This is a genomic window from Gordonibacter urolithinfaciens (genome assembly GCF_900199375.1).
Lineage (GTDB): Bacteria > Actinomycetota > Coriobacteriia > Coriobacteriales > Eggerthellaceae > Gordonibacter > Gordonibacter urolithinfaciens.
Genome location: NZ_LT900217.1, coordinates 2,456,668 through 2,471,759, shown reverse-complemented (window position 1 = coordinate 2,471,759; position 15,092 = coordinate 2,456,668). Strand labels below are relative to the sequence as shown.

Annotated in this window: 12 protein-coding genes; 5 read left to right on the top strand and 7 right to left on the bottom strand. The window is 67.2% G+C overall.

From position 1 onward, the window contains the following. Nucleotides 1-31: 31 nt before the first annotated feature. The 5 genes from BN3560_RS10590 to BN3560_RS10570 all read right to left on the bottom strand — a co-directional run bounded on the left by BN3560_RS10590 (nt 32) and on the right by BN3560_RS10570 (nt 4,897). Nucleotides 32-1,399, bottom strand: coding sequence for a phytoene desaturase family protein (locus BN3560_RS10590; RefSeq protein ID WP_157780576.1), 1,368 nt, complete (start codon nt 1,397-1,399; stop codon nt 32-34). 60 nt (nt 1,400-1,459) lie between these two features. Beyond that, nucleotides 1,460-1,918 (bottom strand): PaaI family thioesterase, encoded by a 459-nt coding sequence (locus BN3560_RS10585; protein ID WP_096228017.1) that lies wholly within the window; start codon nt 1,916-1,918, stop codon nt 1,460-1,462. Nucleotides 1,919-1,997: 79 nt separating this feature from the next. Continuing rightward, on the bottom strand, nt 1,998-2,942 hold the full coding sequence (locus BN3560_RS14765; protein WP_096228016.1) for an FAD-binding protein: 945 nt from the start codon (nt 2,940-2,942) through the stop codon (nt 1,998-2,000). 14 nt (nt 2,943-2,956) lie between these two features. Beyond that, a complete protein-coding gene (gene fixA / locus BN3560_RS10575) occupies nt 2,957-3,718 on the bottom strand; it encodes a putative electron transfer flavoprotein FixA (RefSeq protein ID WP_096228015.1) in 762 nt (253 codons plus the stop codon). 33 nt (nt 3,719-3,751) lie between these two features. Continuing rightward, nucleotides 3,752-4,897, bottom strand: a complete 1,146-nt coding sequence (locus BN3560_RS10570; RefSeq protein WP_096228014.1) for an acyl-CoA dehydrogenase — start codon at nt 4,895-4,897, stop codon at nt 3,752-3,754. A gap of 264 nt (nt 4,898-5,161) precedes the next feature. Between BN3560_RS10570 and BN3560_RS10565 the strand changes: the two genes are divergently transcribed. Next, complete coding sequence (locus BN3560_RS10565; RefSeq protein ID WP_161959457.1) at nt 5,162-6,136, top strand: LysR family transcriptional regulator; 975 nt, start codon at nt 5,162-5,164, stop codon at nt 6,134-6,136. Nucleotides 6,137-6,223: 87 nt separating this feature from the next. Here BN3560_RS10565 and BN3560_RS10560 read toward each other — a convergent pair whose 3' ends face one another. After that, nucleotides 6,224-7,579 carry an MFS transporter gene (locus BN3560_RS10560; RefSeq protein WP_096228012.1) on the bottom strand — a complete coding sequence of 452 codons (1,356 nt, stop codon included), beginning with the start codon at nt 7,577-7,579 and terminating at the stop codon, nt 6,224-6,226. 396 nt (nt 7,580-7,975) lie between these two features. Between BN3560_RS10560 and BN3560_RS10555 the strand changes: the two genes are divergently transcribed. Further along, complete coding sequence (locus tag BN3560_RS10555; protein WP_231897385.1) at nt 7,976-9,388, top strand: SLC13 family permease; 1,413 nt, start codon at nt 7,976-7,978, stop codon at nt 9,386-9,388. Nucleotides 9,389-9,563: 175 nt separating this feature from the next. Here BN3560_RS10555 and BN3560_RS10550 read toward each other — a convergent pair whose 3' ends face one another. Next, a complete protein-coding gene (locus tag BN3560_RS10550) occupies nt 9,564-11,063 on the bottom strand; it encodes a helix-turn-helix transcriptional regulator (RefSeq protein ID WP_096228010.1) in 1,500 nt (499 codons plus the stop codon). A 273-nt stretch (nt 11,064-11,336) separates the two neighbouring features. Here BN3560_RS10550 and BN3560_RS14895 point away from each other — a divergent pair, with 273 nt between their 5' ends. From BN3560_RS14895 to BN3560_RS10535, 3 genes are read left to right on the top strand one after another with little or no spacing between them, the layout of a single operon-like run. After that, nucleotides 11,337-11,561, top strand: a complete 225-nt coding sequence (locus BN3560_RS14895) for a zinc-ribbon domain-containing protein (protein WP_096228009.1) — start codon at nt 11,337-11,339, stop codon at nt 11,559-11,561. Between the two features lie 52 nt (nt 11,562-11,613). After that, nucleotides 11,614-14,235: a molybdopterin-dependent oxidoreductase gene (locus tag BN3560_RS10540; protein ID WP_096228008.1), complete on the top strand. Its 2,622-nt coding sequence runs from the start codon at nt 11,614-11,616 to the stop codon at nt 14,233-14,235. Between the two features lie 4 nt (nt 14,236-14,239). Next, the gene (locus tag BN3560_RS10535; RefSeq protein ID WP_096228007.1) at nt 14,240-15,064 is read left to right on the top strand and encodes a 4Fe-4S dicluster domain-containing protein; all 825 of its coding nucleotides are present in this window, start codon (nt 14,240-14,242) and stop codon (nt 15,062-15,064) included. Nucleotides 15,065-15,092 lie beyond the last annotated feature (28 nt).

The window sequence follows — 15,092 nt, the reverse complement described above, 5'->3', positions numbered from 1 at the left end:
TCCTTTGCGAATCCTGGACGGACGATTTCCCTTACGCCACGTAGGTGTCGAAGAACTCGATGGCGCTGTTCACGGCAAGCTCCGTGCCCACCCCCGAGCCGCCCGCCTCGGCACCCACGATGTAGAGCCCTTCGAGGGGCGTCTTGATGGGAGGCCTGTCGACGCCGGCCTGCCCTGCCTGCTGGGCGATGCCGATGCCCGCGCCGTCCTCGCCCATGATGCGCGCGGCGTCGGAGGGGTACACCCGCTCCACGAACAGCGCATGCTCCTGCAGGCCGGGGAAATGCTCCTCGGCCAACGCCACGAGCGCGTCGAGGATAGCCGGGCAGTACTCGTCTTTGATGCCGGCCGGCACCGCCGTGGTCATCATGACGAGCTGCTTGCCCGCGGGAGCCACCGACGGGTCGAAGCTCGAGGGAACCACGATGAACGAGTTCAGCTCCTCGGGCACCTCGCCCCTCATCAGACGGTCGTTGTACTCCTTCACGGGCACCGACGAGAAGCCCGAGAGCATCTTGATATCGGGGCTGATGACCGTGTCGAGCGCGAAGCGCGCGATGATCGACACGAACGATATCTCCAAGCCCTCCACGTAGCGCACGTACTCGGCGTCGAAGGCGTTCTCGCCCACGAGGTCGCGCACCGTCTCCTTGATACCTGCGTTCGACACGACCATATCGGCGCGGAGCTCCTCGCCGCCCGCCACCACGCCCACGGCCCGGCCGTCCTCCACCAGCACCTTGTCCACCGGCACGCCGAAGCGCACGTCCACGCCATAGCGCCCGAGTCCCGCCAGATACGCTTCCATGATGGACACGCACCCGCCTGTCGGGTATCCCGAAGAGCGCGCCTCGGCCTCCCACTTGAGGCAGCGGGCGAACTCGCCGGCCGACAGGCGGTACTCGGGGATGCAGCAGTAGATGAAGCCCACCTGGCTCACGCAGGCATGCACGAACGGGTCGGTGGTATAGGTGCTCAGGAACTCCTCGAGCGTCTGCCCGTCGAGCGCATGCGTCTCCTCGTCGCTCATGCCCTTGACATCGGCGACCATCTTGATGACGGCCTCGAAGTCGGCGTCGGGCACGCGCCCCTTGAGGTCGTGCGGGAACTTGAAGCTCTCCCCGCCCGTGGTCTGGATGGGACGTACCTTGGTGAACTCGATGCCGTGCTCAACACCGCAGCGCTCCAGAAGCTGGACGAGCGGGCCCTTCTCGCCGCGCGAGATCAGGTGGACGCCGAAATCCACCGTGAAGCCATCGCGCCTCGACGAGCCTATGCGCCCGCCCGGCTGGTTGCGCTTCTCCAAGAGCACAACGCTCCTGCCGCTCTCGGCGAGCAGCAGCGCGGCCGCGAGGCCGCCGATGCCCGCCCCTATCACGATTGCATCATAGCGCTTCATACACATGCCTCCTCCTTCTCGGCGCGCCCGCGGGCGCGCATGGCCCACTGCGGCCGCAGGTTATTTCTTGGCGGGAAGCGCGTAGTAGTTGAAGTCCATCTGCGCCACCTGCTCGCCGTCCACGTCGAACACCGGTATCTCCAGGAAGTAGTCGCCGCGACCGCGCTCGCGCACGGGGGCGATCTTCTGCTCGGCCTCCTCCTCGGTGAGCGACAGATCGACCACGAGGTCCTTCGTGCCGGGCTTCAGGAACCTGAGCTCCACCCCCTTCAAGATGGGCACGAACTCGTCGGTGCCGTAGGTGGCCATGAACAGCGTGCCGCCTGCTATCTCGGCCAGCACGAACTCGCTGCCGGCGTAGGCGATGCCCACGTGGTTCAAGTGGCGTTCGGCCACGGGGAGGCGCAGCCTCACGTGGCGCTCCTCCACGGCCTCCGCCTGCAGCTGGGCCATGTTGACGAAGGGGGTGGGCCCATCGCTCACGTTCTTGGCCAAACCCGCGAAAAACTCCTGGTCCATGGTTTGATCCTCCTTGCTATCGGTCGGAATGGCCGGGCGGCTCGCTGCCGCCCGGCGCGGTTTGCCGCGGTGCGGCGCCTTACACCCCGAGCGCGGCCGAGAGCTTGGGCAGCACCTCGTACAGGTCGGCCACGATACCGTAGTCGCACTGCTTGAACACCGGGGCGTTCTTGTCCTTGTTGACGGCCACGATGGTCTTGGCGCTGTTAGCGCCCACCATATGCTGGATCTGGCCCGACAGGCCCACGGCCACGAACAGGTCGGGCTTGAGCAGGGCGCCCGACACGCCGATGTAGCGTTCGCGCGCCATCCAGCCCGACCCCTCGGCCACGGGGCGCGTGCAGCCCACCTCGGCCTCGAGCGCGGCGGCCAGCTCGTCCACGAGCGCAAGGTCCTCCTGCGCAGCCACGCCGCGCCCCACGCTCACCACGCGCCGTGCGGCCGCGAGGTTCACGGGCTCCACCGTGCGCGGCCTGCGCTCGACGAGCCTCGCCGATGCCGCAGCGGACGCGGCCGGCAGCTCCGAAACCGCCGCTTCCTGCGCGGCGCCTTCGACGACCGGCTCGGAAACCAGCAGGCCCTCGGCGAGCAGGGCCACCGCGCAGCCCTCCCGCACCCGCTCGACGGCGAACGCCTTGCCGCCGTACACCATGTGCTCGGCCAGCAGGGCGCCGTCATCGTCCACCCAGATGCGCCCCACGTCGTTCAGCACCCGCGTGCCCAGCTCCGCAGCCACGCGCGCCGCCATGAGCCGCGTGCGCTTGCCCGCGGCGAACAGCACGGCGCGCGGAGCGTGCTCCCCCGCCGCGCCGGCAATCGCCGCCGCGCAGTCCTCCACCAGGCCGCCCTCGGGAACCGCGACCGTATAGACGGCCTCGGCCCCGCAGCTTGCGGCCGCCTGCGCCGCGCCCTCGCCCACGGCCACGGCCTCGACCCGCTCGCCCAGCCGACGGCCCACGGCGCCGAGCGCGGCGAAGCGCTCGGGAGCCTCGCTCACCACCCATACCTTGCTCAATGCACTCATGCTCTCCCCCTGCCTTACCGCGATGCCCGGATGCCGGACACCAGCTCGCCGATATTCTCGTCCGTCGCCCCTTCGAGCACGATTCCCTTGCGCGCGATGCTCGCGGGCGCCTTCACGGAAACCGTCTCCACCGGGCTTTCGGGCATGCCCCCCACCTCGTCGAGGCTCCACGTGGTCACGGGCTTCTTGCCCGCGGCGAGGATGTCCTTGAGCTGCGGGATGCGCGGAAGCGCGGCATCGGAGGTCATGGACACCACGGCCGGCGGCGCGATCTCGAGCACCTCCACCTCGTTCTCCAGCACGCGCTCCACCGAAAGCGCGCCGCCCTCGGCGCGCACGCTGCCCGCTGCGTTCACCACGGGCAGGCCCAGCAGCGCGCCCACGAGCAGGCCCACCTGCTGGGAGTACCGGTCAGCCGATCCCTCGCCGCAGACCACGAGGTCGAAATCGATCTTGCGCAGCGCCGCGGCCAGCACCGAGGCCGTCTGGAACGCATCGGCGTCCTCGAGCGCCGGGTCCACCACGCGGTACAGCTCGTCGGCCCCGCGCGACAAGGCGGCCTTCACGAGCTTCGTGTCGTTCAGCTTCTCGCCCCCGGCGGAGAGCAGCACGGCGCTCCCGTCGGTGGCGGCGGCCAGCTGCGCCGCCGCCTCGATGGCCACCAGGTCGTACTCGCCGAGCACCCACTGCGCGCGGTCGAGGCGCAGGGCCCCGTCGGCGCCGGCCTCGATGTCCTGGGCATCGGGGACTATCTTGTAGCATGCCACGATGTTCATGGTTCGCGAATCCCTTCTCGTCGATGGGGCGTTCTACTGCACTTCCTTGATGAGCGCGCGGCCGGCGGTGTGCACCATGATCTCCTCGGTGCCCGCCATGATGCGGTAGACGCGCTGGTCTCGCCACAAACGCGAGATGCGGCAGTCGTGCGTGTAGCCGATGCCGCCCATGATCTGCAGGGCGTCGTCGATGACCTCGAAGGCGGCCTGCCCGGTGTAGCGTTTCACGAGCGACGAGTCGATCATGATGGACTCGCCGTTGTCCTTCTTCCACGCGGTCTTGTACAGCAGGTTCTGCATGTTCTCTATCTTTATGCGCATGTCCACGAGCTTCTCCTGGACAAGCTGGAAGCTGCCGATGGTCTTGCCGAACTGCATGCGCTGGGCGGCGTAGCGCAGGGCCTCGTCGTACGCGCAGCGGGCCATGCCCACGTTGGCGGCGCAGATGGTCAGCCGCTCCACCTCGAAGTTCTTCATGAGCTGGTAGAAGCCCTTGCACTCCTCGCCCACCAGGTCGGCCTCCTCGCACTCCACGTCATCGAGGTGCACCTCGTAGGTGCCGCACATGTTGTTGCCGATCTTATCCAGCTTCTCGATGGCCACGCCCGGGCGGTCCATCGGGAACAGGTACATGCTGAAGTCCTTGTAGGGGCTCTCGTTCACGCCGCTGCGGCACACGCACAGCATGTAGGGTGCGCGGTCGGCGCTCGTGTTGAACGTCTTGTTGCCGTTTATGTACACCTTGCCGTCGCGCTTCGTGGCCGTGGTGGCCATGGCGGCGCTGTCAGAGCCCGCCTGCGACTCGGTGAAGCCGAGCGTGAAGGGCTTCCTGCCCTCCAGCGCATACCCCAAGATCTTCTCCTGCTGCTCCTTGCTGCCGAACGTGAGGATGTCGTCAACCTCGGTGGCGAAGTTGATCCAGCACAGCGACGGGTAGCCCAGCGCGTGCGCCTCCTCGGCCACCATGACCTGGGTGAGCGTGTCGGTGGGCGTGCCGCCGAACTCCTCGGGAATGCCGAGGGTGGTAAAGCCGGCCTCCACAAGGGCGTCCACGGCCTTCTGGGGGTATTCGTGGTTGCGGTCGCACTCCTTGAAGTAGTCCTCGAAGTTGCCCCGCTCCATGACGGTTTTCAGGCTGTCGAGCAGAAGCTCCTGCTCCTCGGTCTTCTTGAAGTCCATGGGTTGCTCCTATCGTTCGAAGGAATCGGCGGTCTGCCTGCTGGGAAGGGGGGTCGGTGCGAGGCGGCCCCACCGGACGGAAACCGGATGGGGCGCGCTTAGTCCCTGCCGGCCGCCGCCATTATAGGAAGCCGCGCCGGCATGGCCCAAATACGTATGTTGCAGCAGCCCTTCCCATGCCCGAATGCATGCCCATTCATCTTCTGGTATCCTACTTTTCACATTCTGCATAAACCGAGTCGACGCGAGGACGGTGGGTCTTTCATGGACATCGAGGTGTACCGGGAATTCATGGCGCTCGCCGCCCACAAGAGCTTCGTGTCGGCCGCCCGCGACCTGAACATGTCGCAGCCCTCGCTGAGCCGGCACATGAACGCCCTCTCCAACGACCTGGGATGCCGGCTCTTCTACGACACCCGTCCTTTGAGCCTCACGGCAGCCGGCGAGGTGGTGCTCAAGCATGCGGGCAAGATCATCGGCGACCAGGCGAACATGCTCGCCGAGCTGCGCGCGCTTCCTGCGGGCGGCAGCGATCGCATCCTCATCCTCGACCTGCTGCACACCAACGCGCTCTACGTGGGCATCAACGAGGTCGTCGCCCGCGCCAAGGAGCGCTTCGCCGGGCTGCGCGTGGAGTTCGTCAACATGGACAACTCCGGGCTGGGCGGGCAGCAGATGGTGGATGCCGGCAAGGTGGACGTCGCCTTCGAGACCATCATCTCCGAGAACCCGCCCACGGAGCTCCATGTGTCCGACTCGGTGGAGGCCATCTGGATTCCCGAGTTCCACGGCGAGCTCGTGGCCGGCGTCTCGCGCACCTCGCCGCTGGCGGCCAAGGGGCAGCTCTCGCTTGCCGACCTTGCGCAATCCCGCTTCATCCTGCAGGCAAACCGCTACAGCGAGCGGTTCCGCGAGGACTTCATCGCGCTGTGCCGCGAGGTGGGCTTCTATCCCAACATCACGCTCGTTCCCACCGACAACCCGTTGGAATTCTACGCCACCGACCCAGGCGACGGCATCCACCTGCTCACCAAGGTGGACCGGAAGTACAAGCCCCTCATGTCCGACATGCTCAAGCAGCATGTGGTCATCCTTCCCTTCGCGGATAAGAAGCGCTACGTGGACGCCTTCGCGCTCATGGACAGCGACCCCGGACGCCCCGACCTCGAGTACTTTGCCGAGCTTCTACGGGAGCACGCCGAGCGGTTCCGCTCGGCGGATGCCCCCGCCGACGCCTGATCGATCGAACGGCGCTGTGCGCGGCTCCCGCCAGCATGTCGGCGCTCCCGCCCTCGCACGGCCATGACCGGGGATGCGCGGGGTCCCTTACTGCGCAACCGCTTCCACCGCCGCCTCCGTCTCCGTATCGCAGCGCGGAATCCGCACGAAGAGCCCGCACGCCGCGCACGCGGCGACGATGCCCGCCGTGAGGTAGAACGCGATCGTGCAGGTCCCCGTCGCATCGAACACGGCTCCGCTCGCAATGGGCAGCGCAGAGGCCACCACCGTGGTGATCATGATGCCCGTGCCCAGGTTCTTGGAGAACGACGAGGCCCCGAAGTAGTTGGCCATGGCCGTGGGAAACACGGCATTGACGCCGCCGAACCCGAAGCCCACGCATACGTAGAACGCGAAGAGCATCGCCTCGTTCTGCGCCGCCGCGCCGGCCAGGATGCCCACGACCAAGATCACCGTGGACGCCACGATGAGCCTGATGGGCTCGATGCGGTCGGACACCATGCCCAGAAGGAGCTTGCCCAGCAGGCTGACACCGCCCATGACGGCCACGCCCGCCACCACAAGCCCGCTGTCGAAGCCGAGCGAGGAGAAGTGCAGGGCGCTTTGCGAGGTGGCCAGCGTATACGACGCGAACCCGCCCGTGGCCGCCAGCGAGATGAGCCAGAAGGCCGGTGTCCTCGCCACGCGCTTGAACGGCACGGCGTCGGTGTTCTTGTACACCTTGAAGCCCTTGCCGCTACCGCCGAGCACACTCGGGTCGGCGACGCCGTCGGGATGCTGCCCCAGGTCGGCAGGCTTGTTCTTCACAAGCAGAAGCGCCACGGGGATGAGCGCCGCGCTCAGGCCCACCAGCAGGTACCAGCCGCTGCGCCACGTACCGCCCGTTGCGCCCACGATGGCGTTCACGACGGGCGGCCCCACGAACGACGCGCTCGCTCCCAGAACCATCATGGCGGTCATGGCGACGCCGCGGCGCGCCACGAACCAGTCGCCGATCGTGCTCTGCACGGCCAGCTGGCCCACCATCATGGTGGCGGCGCTCGTCACGATGCCGAACACCAGGAAGTACGCCACCGGCGAGGACACGAGGAATATCAGCGCGAGCATGGCCAGCAGCATGACCGCTGCACCGAGCGCCATGCTGAACCGGGCGCCCTTCTTCGCGATGAGCGCCCCCACGAGCGGTGCCGAGAGCCCCTGCACCAGCACGAACAGCGAAAAACCCGTTCCCAGCATGGTGGCGTTCATGCCAAGCGACGCATCTTGGAGCATGAGCGGGTTGACGATGGTGGCCGTGGGCAAAACGATGCCCGAAGAGCAGAAGTACATGAACCCCAGCACGGGGATCAAGATATAGCCATAGAACAGCTTCTTCGGCCTCGCGCCCCGCGCCGCCGCAGCGGGTGCCGCGCCCGCCTCCCCTTGTCGCGCCTCGTAGTCCATGCCGCCTCCCTATCGATTGCAGTCTTGTCCTCCTTCGTCCAGCATCGCCCGGATGGATTGGAAAATCTTCCGCAGCCGATGTTGAAATCTGCGTTTCTGCCCCGCAGCCCTCATACCCAGATACTGAAGCGCCGCCTCCTGCCCGCCGTCGGGAGGGTGGGCGCTCCACAGTATGCAGATGTTGAAGCGAAGGGTTTCGATTCTCGCATTGCAGCCCTACGGCAGCAGGCACCGCTTCTTGCAACATACGTATTTGCCCCTTGTCGAAGGCGGTCTCTATAATGCGGGGCACGCGGCAGGGGGCCGCGGCGATCGAGAGCTCTGCACCGGACTGGGAACCCGGCTCCGCACCGGCGGAAAAATGCACCGCACTCTCTCAACAAGGAGGTACAACGCATGGAAAACACCAACGTTCCAATGGCAAAACGCCTGATCGGGATAGGATTGGCGATTGTCTGCCTCGCCATCGGCTTCCTGGTTCCGGGCTCCGAGGCCCTCTCGCACCAAGGAGCCACCGCGCTCGGCATCCTGGGCGCGCTCGTGGCGCTGTGGGTCACCTCGGCCCTGCCCCTGGGCGCCACCGCCCTGCTCGTCGTCGTGCTGTGCCCGGTGCTCGGCGTGGTCGACAACCTGGGCAAGGCCATCGGCGGCTTCGCCAGCCCCGCGCTGCTCTTCATCATCGCGGTGTTCTCGATGCCCGTCATCATGCTCAAGACGAACTGGGGCGTGCGCCTCATCAACGCGCTCATAGGCTGGACCGGCGCCAACTCGCGCAAGCTCGTGCTGGGCTTCATGTGCGCCACCACGCTCGTGTCCACGGTCATGTCCGACGTGCCCTGCACGGTGCTGTTCCTGGGCTTCGCGCTCACCATCCTCAAGGCCGCCGATGCCAAGCCGCTGCAGTCGAACCTGGGCCGCTGCCTCATGATCGGCATCCCCATCGCCGCCGTCACCGGCGGCATGGCCACGCCTGCCGGCAGCTCGTTCAACGTCGTGGCCATGAACATTTTGCAGCAGGCCACCGGCACTTCCATCTCGTTCCTCGACTGGGTGCTCGTCGCCCTGCCCGTCGTCATCATCATGACGCCCATCTGCTGGTTCTTCATCACGGCCATCCTCAAGCCCGAGCCCATCGCCGACTCCTGCCTGCAGGGCATCCGCGACCAGGCCGCCGGCGCCAAGAAGATCGAGGCCTACGAGGTGAAGGCCATCCTCGTGATCGGCGCCATGCTGGTGCTGTGGATCGTGGGCAACTGGGTTCCCGTCCTCAACGCCACGGTGGTCGCCCTCATCGGCCTGACCGTCATGTTCCTGCCGGGCATGGACCTGCTCACCTGGAAGGAGTTCCAGGGCTCCGTGCCGTGGGGCATCGTCATCATGTGCGGCACCATCATGTCCATGGGCGGCGTGGTGGAGGCCACGGGCGGCGCGGCGTTCCTCGCCGGAGCCATCTCGGGCAGCGGCGTCATGGACCTGGGCTTCTTCGCAGCCTTCGCGCTCCTGCTCGCGCTCATCTACCTGCTGCACACCGTGTGCCCCATCGGCGTGGCCATCCTGGGCATCTTCCTGCCCATCATGATCGCGCTGTGCGCCGGCTTCGGCGTGTCGCCGGCCGTGCCCACCATCGCGCTGGCCGTGGTCGTTGCGGGCAACTACCTCATGCCCGTGAACCCCACGGTCATGCTGACCTACGGCGAGGGTTACTACACCTTCGGCGACATGTTCAAGACCGGCATCGTGCCCTCGGTGGCCCTCGTGCTCATCATGGCCGCCTGGATGCCGTTCATCGTGGGGGTCATGGGCCTGTAAGCCCCCTTCCCCACCTGCGCTCCGCACACGAAGGCCTTGGAACCGCAAGCGGTTCCAAGGCTTTTTCGACGCACACCGCCTCCCATCAGGCCGCATCTCTGCGAGGCAGGGGTCGTCGGCCGGCCGAGGCGCACCGCCCGTACAGCACGCTTCGACCAGCCAGGGTACCGCGCCCCTATTCCCCGTCGTAGTCCTCCACGATGTTCATGAGATGCTGCTGCGAGCTGATATCAAGCTTGCGGTAGATGTGGTAGATGTGGGACTTGGCCGTGGCCGGGCTCACCACCAGCTGCTCGGCGATGTGCTCGGCGTTGCGCCCCTTGGCCAGCAGCAGGAACACCTCCTCCTCGCGCGGCGTAAGGCCGTAGCGCTGGGCCACGAGCTCGCAGCGTTTCCTGAAGAAGCCAGGCCCCGACTGGTCGGCACCGGCATCCCCTGCGGCTTCGAGAGCCCGTTCCGCGGCAGGAGGCGCCAGCAGCTCGTTCAACCGCTTCCGCACCTGGGCGTCGTCGCCCCCGTACACGCAGAACGCCACGACCAGCACCAAGGCGAACGCCACCATCAGCAGGTCGAGTTGCGTCCCCGCAAGCGGATACGCGAACACCGCGAGGTAGGCCACCGCCGACCCGGCCAGGAAACCCAGGTAGCTGGGGGTCTGGCGCAGGGCGAACCGATCCACCGGATGCAGCCGGAACTCGTAGTTGTCGATGCTCGTGGTGCACCATCCCACGATGGTCGAATGCGCGAGCGCGGCGATGATCATGCCGCCGCACACCACCCGCCCCGGCCCGTCGAAGAACGGAAACAGCAGCATGCCGGCCATGAGGACGGGCAGCGAGATGCGCTGGACGACCGCCATGTCCACGTCCACCTTGGACCCGAGCACCGCCCACAGAAGCGCCACCAGCGTGCCCACCAGCCCGCTCGCGCCCCCGATGACGGCCACCTCCTGGCCCATGGAGCACAGCTCGATGGCCATGAACCCGTACACCGCCCCCTGGCTGGCAACCGACAGCGCGGCCGGCACCGTCAGCACCTTCGTGCGGCGAAATGCCCCCACGGGCAGGATGCGCTCGGCGGGGATGCGCGTGGAAAGGTAGGCCGCCAACCCCACCGACCCCACGATGAACAGCGTGATCTCCGACAGGTTGAGCCACTGGGTGTCCGAGGCGTTGGCAAAGACGAACAGCAGCGTGCCCCCGATGGAGCCCAGCCCGATGGCCACCGCGGTACGCCGGGTGGGAATCAGGCTGAAGAACACGCACCAGTACATCATGATGCTTCCCTGGGCAACGCCGAACAGGGCCCAGGAGACCACCGAGACGGCAAGCGGGATGCCCGCGAACGCCGTGTTCACGAACGCGTTCGCCACCGCCGCGAGCGCGAGCAGCGAGCCGATGGCAAACAGGCGGTTGCGGTTCTCGAAAGCCCAATCGGCCTTCCATGCGCAGAACGCGAACGTGGCCGCCAGCGTCAGCACCGACACGATGCGCAGGGCCGTGGCCTCCCGCACATCGCAGAACCCGAGGAGGGCGAGGGAGGGACTGAAGGTGGCCGACAGCTCCCACCCGATGAGGAACGCGAAGCCGATGGTGGCAAGGACGTAGGTCAGGCGCAGATCATCGGGCGTCCTTGTCTCGGTTGAAGCTGTTTCCGCAGGTGAATAAGGTGTCATCCCCGCTCCTCAACATCAGAGTATGATAATGTTCCGGCCTATTCCCGCAATTCAACCTTAGCAGCGGTAGATAATTTTCCCCCAACGAAGAATACTGCCCGCATACGGGAGGAGGCGATTGCCCTTCCCGCATGCGGGCATTTTAGCGTTCCCGCGCTAAGCGCACAACCGCCCGCCTCGATCGCCGCTCCACACTGGCCGGTCGCTTTGCAGGGGGCATCCGGCAACCGCCGCACCACGACCACGCGGCCCTGCACGCAGAGAGGACGAACCATGTGCTTCAGACCACCCACCGTCGACAACGGACCCGTGAAGTGCCCCAAGTGCGGCGCCGAGGTCGACCCGAAGGCCGACGCCTGCCCGAGCTGCGGCGCCAAGGCGGCGCCGATGCCCGGGATCCCCACGCCCCCGGGCGCTCCCACCCCGCCGCCGGTCCCCGGCGTGCCCGGGGCGCCGAAGGCGCCGAGCGTGCCCAAGCCGCCCGCGCCCACCGCGTAAGGGGAGAGCGGGAAGGTTTCGAAGGGAAGCCAAGAGGAGAGGAGAGCAACGCATGACCACCAACGTGAAGGGCACGCCCATCGTGAAGGGCCTGGGCTTCGACAGCTTCGGGCTCGGCGCGAACGCGTGCACGGTCGACATCGACGAGGAGCAGGACAAGATCCTGCGCATCCGCCCGTTCCACTTCGACGAGCACCAGACGCCCGAGGAGCTGAACGCCTGGAAGCTCGAGGCGCGCGGCAAGACCTTCGAGCCGGGCTTCAAGACGCTCATCTCGCCGCTGTCGCTGTGCTACAAGAAGCGCGTGTACTCGAAGAACCGCATTCCCTATCCGATGAAGCGCGTGGACTGGGACCCGAACGGCGAGCGGCACCCCGAGACGCGCGGCACGAGCGGTTACGAGCGCATCAGCTGGGACGAGGCCGCGCAGATCGTGGCTGGCGAGATCAAGCGCATGCACGACGAGTACAGCCCCGAGGCCATCCTGTGCGAGATCGACGGCCACGGCGAGACGAAGGTCGTCCACGCAGCGCACGGCTGCATCACCCAGCTCCTCGACCTCTGCGGCGGCTTCACCCTGCAGGCCCGCCAGCCCGACAGCTGGGAGGGCTGGTACTGGGGCGCCAAGCACGTCTGGGGCATGGACCCGCTCGGCCAGCAGAACCAGCAGAACAACGTCATCAAGGATATCTCGGAGCACGGCGACGCGGTGCTCTTCTGGGGCTGCGACCCCGAGACCACGCCACTCGGCTGGGGCGGCTACATGGCGAGCCGCCTGTGCTACTGGTTCACCGAGCTCGGCATCAAGCAGATACACATCTCGCCCGACGTGAACTACACCAACGCCGTGCACGCCGACAAGTGGATTCCCGTGCTGCCCAACACCGACGCCGCGCTGCAGCTGGCCATCGCCTACACGTGGATCAAGGAGGGCACCTACGACCAGGCCTACCTCGACACGCATGCCGTGGGCTTCGAGAACTTCAGGCACTACGTGCTGGGCGGCGAGGACGGCGTGCCGAAGACCCCGAAGTGGGCCGAGCGCATTTGCGGCGTGCCCTCCTACACCATCAAGGCCCTCGCCCGCTACTGGGCCGCGCACGCCGTGTCCATCGCGCACTGCAACGGCGGATCGTTTATCCGCTCCTGCTTCGCGCACGAGCCCGCGCGCCTCGAGGTGGCGCTGCTCGGCATGCAGGGCGTCGGCAAGCCCGGCGCGAACCAGTTCAAGTTCATGGAGTGGACGCTGTTCGGCATCCCCACGCTCGATCCGCTGCCGCCCTCGGTGCACATACCCAGCCTCGGCGCCGCCTACCGCGGCTACGTGACCGGCACGAAGGCCAGCTTCATCCCCAAGACCATGATTCCCGAGGCCATCATGAACCCGCCCGTGCAGTGGTACGGGCATATCGCGGCCGGCTTCCCGCGCGAGGACCAGTTCGACGGGCCCTACACGTTCCCGCCCGAGGGCGGCAGCCGCATCCATATGGTGTGGTCGGACTCCCCCTGCTGGGAGACCTGCTGGAACGGCGGCTTCAAGATGCAGGACGCCCTGCGCCACGAGTCCATCGAGTGCGTGGTCGTGCAGCATCCCTGGATGGAGAACGACACCCTGTTCGCCGATATCATCCTGCCCTCCAACACGAAGTTCGAGACGGAGGACATCGGCACCGACTGCGATTCCGGCCAGTGGAACGTCGTGTTCTACGAGCGCCAAGCCATCCAGCCCATCGGCGAGTCGAAGTCCGACAAGGAGGTCGTCGCCGAGGTTGCCCGCGCGCTCGAGCAGTACGGCGGCGTCTACGAGGGCATGCTGGACAAGTACCTGGGCGGCAAGACCGACGACGAGTGGATCAAGGTAGGCTTCGAGACGAGCGGTGTTCCCGAGGACCTCACGTTCGAGGAGTTCAAGGAGAGGCAGTACTACGCCTTCCCCACGCGCGAGGACTGGAAGGACATCCCCGCCGGCATCCGCCAGTTCCACGACGACCCCGAGGGGCACCCGCTGCGCACGCCGTCGGGCAAGCTGGAGTACTACTCAACCACGCTCTCGCACTACTTCCCCGACGACCGCGAGCGCGGGCCCATCCCGCACTGGATCGACGAGGGCGCCGGCCACCAGGAGCGCCAGTACCTGGAGCGCGGGCGGAAGTACCCCTTCCTGCTCGTCTCGAACCACCCGCACTTCCGCGTGCACGCGCAGCATGACGACGTCACCTGGTTCCGCGAGATCGAGACCTGCAAGGTGACGGGCCCCGACGGCTACAAGTACGAGCCGGTATGGGTGAACCCCGTGGACGCGGGCAAGCTGGGACTTTCGACGGGCGACGTCGTGAAGGTGTACAACGAGCGCGGTGCGGTGCTCGGCGGCGTCATCGTCACGGAGCGTATCATGCCCGGGGCCGTGTACCAGGACCACGGCGCACGCTGCGACACCATCGTGCTGGGCGAGGGCGGCCTGGACCGCGGCGGGGCGAACAACCTCATCGCCCCCACGGCCACCACGTCCAAGAACGCGCACGGCGAGGTGACGAGCGGTTTCCTGGTGAACATCGAGAAGGTCGACGTGTTCGCGCTGGCCGAGCAGTACCCGGAGGCGTTCGGGCGCGACTACGAGCCCGAGTGCGGCCTGGTGGCAACCGCCCGCGTGGTCGACGGCAAGGAAGGGGAGTAGGGATATGGGCAAGGTGTTCGTGTTCGACGCGGCCAAGTGCAACGGCTGCCGCAACTGCCAGATAGCCTGCAAGGACGAGCACGTGGACAACGACTGGAGCCCCTGGTCGAGGCCCCAGCCCGACACGGGCCACTTCTGGTGCCGCATCGAGGAGCGCGTGCGCGGCCAGGTGCCGAAGGTGAGGGTGTCCTACGTCATGCACCGCTGCCAGCACTGCGAGAACGCGCCCTGCATGGCCGCGGCGCCCGAGGCGGTCTACCGCCGCGAGGACGGGCTGGTGATCGTGGACCCGGAGAAGGCGGCCGGGAGGCGCGAGCTCGTGGAGGCGTGCCCCTACGGCGCGATCTTCTGGAACGAAGAGCTGGCCATACCCCAGAAGTGCACCGGCTGCGCCCACCTCGTGGACGCCGGCGAGGCGCCGCACTGCGTGGACGTGTGCCCGCACGGAGCCCTGCGCTTCGGCGACGAGGAGGACCTCGCCGCCGAGATCGCGGCTTCCGAGGCGCTCGTTCCCGGGCGCGCGGGGGCGGACAGGCCCCGGGTGTTCTACCTCAACCTGCCGAGGCGCTTCCTGGCCGGCGTCGTGGTGGACCCGGAGGCCGACGAGGTGGTCCCCGGCGCCAGGGTGACGGCCGAGAACCTGGCCACGGGCGAGGTGCTGGCGACCGAGGCCGACGAGTTCGGCGACTTCTGGTTCCACCAGGTGGGCGCAGCCGGCTGGCGCGTGTACGCGGAGGCCGAGGGCTACCTCACGCGCGTGCTGGAGGCCTCGACCGTGGACGAGGACCGCAACATGGGCCCGATCGAGCTGTACCGGGCCGAAGCGTAAACCCCGCGTCGAGGGCCGCGCCGCACGG

Excerpts from the sequence above, each read along its gene's own strand:
- BN3560_RS10540 (WP_096228008.1), top strand. The coding sequence starts at position 11,614 with ATGACCACCAACGTGAAGGGCACGCCCATCGTGAAGGGCCTGGGCTTC.
- BN3560_RS10570 (WP_096228014.1), bottom strand. The coding sequence starts at position 4,897 with ATGGACTTCAAGAAGACCGAGGAGCAGGAGCTTCTGCTCGACAGCCTG.
- BN3560_RS10590 (WP_157780576.1), bottom strand. The coding sequence starts at position 1,399 with ATGAAGCGCTATGATGCAATCGTGATAGGGGCGGGCATCGGCGGCCTC.
- BN3560_RS14765 (WP_096228016.1), bottom strand. The coding sequence starts at position 2,942 with ATGAGTGCATTGAGCAAGGTATGGGTGGTGAGCGAGGCTCCCGAGCGC.
- BN3560_RS14895 (WP_096228009.1), top strand. The coding sequence starts at position 11,337 with ATGTGCTTCAGACCACCCACCGTCGACAACGGACCCGTGAAGTGCCCC.
- fixA (WP_096228015.1), bottom strand. The coding sequence starts at position 3,718 with ATGAACATCGTGGCATGCTACAAGATAGTCCCCGATGCCCAGGACATC.
- BN3560_RS10555 (WP_231897385.1), top strand. The coding sequence starts at position 7,976 with ATGGAAAACACCAACGTTCCAATGGCAAAACGCCTGATCGGGATAGGA.
- BN3560_RS10565 (WP_161959457.1), top strand. The coding sequence starts at position 5,162 with ATGGACATCGAGGTGTACCGGGAATTCATGGCGCTCGCCGCCCACAAG.
- BN3560_RS10585 (WP_096228017.1), bottom strand. The coding sequence starts at position 1,918 with ATGGACCAGGAGTTTTTCGCGGGTTTGGCCAAGAACGTGAGCGATGGG.
- BN3560_RS10560 (WP_096228012.1), bottom strand. The coding sequence starts at position 7,579 with ATGGACTACGAGGCGCGACAAGGGGAGGCGGGCGCGGCACCCGCTGCG.
- BN3560_RS10535 (WP_096228007.1), top strand. The coding sequence starts at position 14,240 with ATGGGCAAGGTGTTCGTGTTCGACGCGGCCAAGTGCAACGGCTGCCGC.
- BN3560_RS10550 (WP_096228010.1), bottom strand. The coding sequence starts at position 11,063 with ATGACACCTTATTCACCTGCGGAAACAGCTTCAACCGAGACAAGGACG.